The following is a 3436-nucleotide window of genomic DNA, read 5'->3' as shown; positions in this document are numbered from 1 at the left end:
TATCTACAATGGTGCTTTGTTGAAGGATATCTTTGCAGAAGAAGATGAGCAAATCCAACTCGTATCTGGTTTGGACCATCCATTTGCTCTTCCTGCAAGACATGACAATGCTGGATTCCTCTATGACCAAGGTTCAGGTCGCTTCTTGCTCTTCAAGACAGAGGCTCCTTGCTTTGTGGTCTACACAGCAAACTTTGTGGACGAGAGTGTCATCATTGCTGGTCAGCCAATGATTCAGCACAATGGAATTGCTCTAGAAGCGCAAGCTTTACCAGATGCTATTCATAGTGACCTTAAAGATCAAGTCATTCTCAAAGCAGGTGAAACTTTCACCAGCAAAACTCGTTATGAGCTTATCGTGAAATAACAAAAATTCTCTGAAGTCATAGGATTTCAGAGAATTTTTTCTTATTCTTCATCTGGTGTGAGAATCATCGGAATGATGATTGGTTCACGTTCAGTATTTTCGTAAAGGAATGGTCGAATGGCATTTACTATGGCGCCATTGACAGATTGGATGCTGGCATCTTTGTTTTTCAAAGCGATACGAATAGCATTGAAAAGGATGCGTTGGCTTTGACGAATCAAGTCACCAGATTCGCGCATGTAGACAAATCCACGGCTGAGAATATCTGGTCCAGATAGGATCATCTGAGACTTGAAGTCAACGGTTGCGACAGCAAGTACGACACCATCTTCAGATAGATCGCGACGATCTTTAAGCACAGCTGCACCGATTTCACCGATACGATTTCCATCGACGTAGATGTCTTGGGCATTGAAGTGGCCTGCGATACGGGCAGAGTTTGCAGTGAGGGCAAGCACATCACCATTACTCATGATAAAGATATTGTCCTTCTCTACGCCAGTATCTACGGCAAGTCCAGCGTGGACTTTCTGCATGCGGTATTCACCGTGAACAGGCATGAAGTATTTTGGCTTAATCAAGCGGAGCATGAGTTTTTGCTCTTGCTGACCACCGTGTCCAGAAGTATGGATGTTGTTAATTTTACCATGGATAACTTCAACCCCAGCTTCAGAAATGATGTTAATCAATTTGTTGACGCTAGTGGTGTTTCCTGGAATTGGGCTAGATGAGAAGATGACAGTATCGCCAGGTTGGAGTTGCACTTGACGGTGAGTTCCGTTAGCGATACGAGAGAGAGCGGCCATAGGCTCACCCTGACTTCCCGTACAGAGGATAAGAATCTCACCCGCAGGATAGTCTTTGATTTCATTTGGCTCGATGAAAGTTCCCTTAGGAGCCTTGATGTAACCAAGCTCAATCCCGTTGACAATGGCCTTTTCCATAGAGCGTCCAAAGACAGCAATCTTACGCCCTGTCTTAACGGCAGCTTCCGTTGCTTGCTGGAGACGGAAGATATTTGAGGCAAAGGATGCAAAGATGATACGTCCTTCGATACCTTGGATAATCTTCATAATCGACTGGCCGACAACCTTTTCAGAGTTTGTAAAGGTTGGTACTTCAGCATTGGTCGAGTCAGAGAGTAAGCAAAGCACTCCATCTTCACCTAGGGCTGCCATACGGTGCAAGTCTGCAGGTTCCCCAACTGGTGTAAAGTCAAACTTGAAGTCTCCCGTACAAACGATTTTCCCTTGAGGGGTATGGATGACGATTCCCAATGGCTCTGGAATCGAGTGGGTTGTTCTAAAGAAAGTTGCTTTAAGATTTTTAAAAGTCAACTCCGTGTTGTGGTTGATTTCGTGAAGTGTAGCATTGCGCAAAAGTCCATGCTCTTCGAGTTTTCCACGGATTAAGGCAAGGGCCAGTGGACCAGCATAGATAGGGATGTTTGCTTGCTTGAGCAAGAAGGGAATCCCTCCGATATGGTCCTCGTGTCCGTGTGTAATCAAGAGAGCCTTGACGCGGTCGATATTTTCTACAATATAAGAGTAATCAGGGATAACGTAGTCGATACCAAGTAGGTCATCCTCAGGGAATTTAATCCCTGCATCAACGATGATGATTTCGTCTTGGTATTCGATACCATATGTGTTTTTTCCGATTTCTCCTAGACCACCAATGGCAAAAACGCCAACTTCTTCTGGTTTAAGAGTGTAGGCCATATTAGAACTCCGTAATTTCGAATGCGCCAGTTTCTTTTTCGTAGTCTAGCAATTTGTCAGACAAGAGTTCGATATACTCGATATTATATTCTGGACGATTTTCTTCGACAAGTTGGCGAGCAGCGATACGTCCTTCAAGTTCTGAACTAGCATCGATGTCTAAGTATAGTGAGCGTGTTGTTTCACGACGTGGGCTACGGTCTTTTGTTTCTTGATAAAAAACTTTGTAAATCATATGTTTCCTTTCTGTTTTCAGGTCAGCTATATTCAAAAATGCTCAGTTTGAAGCTAGTTTGATTCCAGTTCATTTTTTGTCTTCATTGACCTTGATTCGTTACAATTATCTCAATTATAACATAAAAAGAGGAATTAGTAAAAGCAGGAAACATGAAAGTAAGGAGCTTGAAATGGGTTTCATTATACCTTGTATAAGTATTTGAAGACATCCGATTCAAGTGCTATAATAAAGTTAGAAAAGAGGTTTTTCTTGATTAAGGAGGACTAGCTATGCTTGATTTTATGTTTCACCTATTTGGATGGAAATTCTACATATTGCTACAACTGCTTGGGCTCCTTTTCGTTAGATGATGATTTTGAAATATTTGCCTTTAGAATTGGAGAAAGGGGGCTCTCTATGTTTCAACTAGCTATCGCGATTCGTCTCTTGATATTTGCTGTTTTTGTTGCTTGTGTTTACGGTGGCAATCTACTATTTGTTCGGTTGGAACATAGAAAAACAGCTATACACTGGAAAATTCTCTTTGTAACACTGTATTCCATTTTCCTCCTTCTTGTAACCTATGTGGTCTGGCTTGTATTTTACTTTGGTTTGAATGCTTAAGTTCTTGTCCTGCCTGTTTGGCAGGGCATTTTTGGTTTCAAAACAAAGAAAATTCCCATGTGTCGGCTTTTGTAGTATAATAGTAAACAGACAAAAAGATAGGAATGTGTTATGAAAGTATTAGCTTTTGATACGTCCAGCAAGGCTCTTTCTCTTGCTATTTTAGAGGACAAGCAGCTTCTTGCCGAGACGACAATCAATATCAAAAAAAATCACAGTATTACCCTTATGCCAGCCATCGATTTTTTGATAGCTAGTCTAGATTTGACGCCCAAAGATTTGGATCGAATCGTTGTAGCAGAGGGGCCAGGTAGCTACACAGGTTTGCGAATCGCGGTAGCAACTGCCAAGACATTGGCTCATACCCTGAACATTGAGTTAGTGGGGATGTCTAGCCTTTTGGCTCTGGTACCAAGCCAGCAAGTAGGTCTTGTAGTACCTTTGATGGATGCGCGTCGCAACAATGTTTACGCAGGATTTTATGAAAATGCTCAGCCTGTCTTTCCA

The 3436-nt window shown here is 42.2% G+C and carries 5 protein-coding genes; 3 read left to right on the top strand and 2 right to left on the bottom strand.

The features are described from left to right. The coding region (locus HMPREF1116_RS04905) for an aldose epimerase family protein (protein WP_000563905.1) at nt 1-367 on the top strand (367 nt) is incomplete at its 5' end. A gap of 41 nt (nt 368-408) precedes the next feature. Here HMPREF1116_RS04905 and rnjA read toward each other — a convergent pair. Both rnjA and HMPREF1116_RS04895 read right to left on the bottom strand, forming a co-directional pair. Continuing rightward, nucleotides 409-2088, bottom strand: coding sequence for a ribonuclease J1 (gene rnjA / locus HMPREF1116_RS04900; protein ID WP_000331998.1), 1680 nt, complete (start codon nt 2086-2088; stop codon nt 409-411). A gap of 1 nt (nt 2089) precedes the next feature. Beyond that, nucleotides 2090-2323, bottom strand: a complete 234-nt coding sequence (locus HMPREF1116_RS04895; RefSeq protein WP_000639568.1) for a DNA-dependent RNA polymerase subunit epsilon — start codon at nt 2321-2323, stop codon at nt 2090-2092. Nucleotides 2324-2722: 399 nt separating this feature from the next. Between HMPREF1116_RS04895 and HMPREF1116_RS04890 the strand changes: the two genes are divergently transcribed. Together HMPREF1116_RS04890 and tsaB are read left to right on the top strand one after the other, a co-directional pair. Then, a complete protein-coding gene (locus tag HMPREF1116_RS04890) occupies nt 2723-2929 on the top strand; it encodes a hypothetical protein (protein WP_000487063.1) in 207 nt (68 codons plus the stop codon). A 111-nt stretch (nt 2930-3040) separates the two neighbouring features. Next, nucleotides 3041-3436 (top strand): tRNA (adenosine(37)-N6)-threonylcarbamoyltransferase complex dimerization subunit type 1 TsaB (gene tsaB, locus HMPREF1116_RS04885; RefSeq protein ID WP_000865675.1); only part of this gene is annotated, 396 nt, incomplete at its 3' end.

It is taken from the genome of Streptococcus sp. SK140 (genome assembly GCF_000259525.1).
Lineage (GTDB): Bacteria > Bacillota > Bacilli > Lactobacillales > Streptococcaceae > Streptococcus.
This window is presented reverse-complemented; position numbering and strand designations above follow the sequence as displayed.